At 32.1% G+C, this 822-nt stretch carries 1 protein-coding gene; it reads left to right on the plus strand.

The features are described from left to right. Positions 1-443 precede the first annotated feature (443 nt). The gene (locus tag ADIWIN_RS16315; protein WP_020889093.1) at positions 444-701 is read left to right on the plus strand and encodes a PAS domain-containing protein; all 258 of its coding nucleotides are present in this window, start codon (positions 444-446) and stop codon (positions 699-701) included. Positions 702-822: the final 121 nt, after the last annotated feature.

The raw sequence follows: 822 nt of genomic DNA on the forward strand, positions 1-822 counted from the left end.
GGAAACAAATCCATCTGCCAATGTTCCTCTAATTAGCGACATGGTAAAAAGTTACCATAACACCAATGTAAAATAATTCTCTTTCAGAATAGGGATGCCTGCTGGTAATAATCTTAGCGTTATTACCAGCAGGCTTTTTCAGTAGGTAGTAATTTTTTTAAATTCAATAATAGCATCAAACTATTCTATTTCTGAAATAGGCCTACTATACTTTGGAATCCGAATGCCAACAAACATTATCCATCAACTAAAAAAAGAACATTGTAACGGCACAAAGAACAACTAATTTGCTATACTATTTGAAGAATCATTATAAAAATCTAGCATTAAACTCGTATTAATATAGATTATTATAAAACATATCCATATATATTGTGTTATTTGTTATGTTAAATTATTTGAAAAAATTTAAATAGTATAATTATTTAAAAAGGAATCAAATTATGCAGGCTTCTAGTAAACACATAGGTTTTATAGCTGCGAATCATATACCCGCTTTATTGGCCTATTGGGATAAAGATGAAATATGCAGATTTGCAAATGCAGCCTATTTGGAATGGCAGGGGAAGCCTCAGGAAGAAATAATAAACAAAATTTCAAAGAAGGAACTGTTGGGGCCCGAATATGAGAAACATATCCCTCTTATAAAAGATGCTCTTAAGGGTAAAAACAAAGTTTTTACCGCGAAACCAGATCGCTAAAAAATAAATTGCTCCATTCTGAAGTAACCTATACACCCTATATTGAAAATGGTGAAGTCCTTGGATTCACAGCACATATTACGGAAAAACCAAGCCCAAAACCCATAAATGTCCCAGATTC

Source organism: Winogradskyella psychrotolerans RS-3 (genome assembly GCF_000427335.1).
GTDB lineage: Bacteria > Bacteroidota > Bacteroidia > Flavobacteriales > Flavobacteriaceae > Winogradskyella > Winogradskyella psychrotolerans.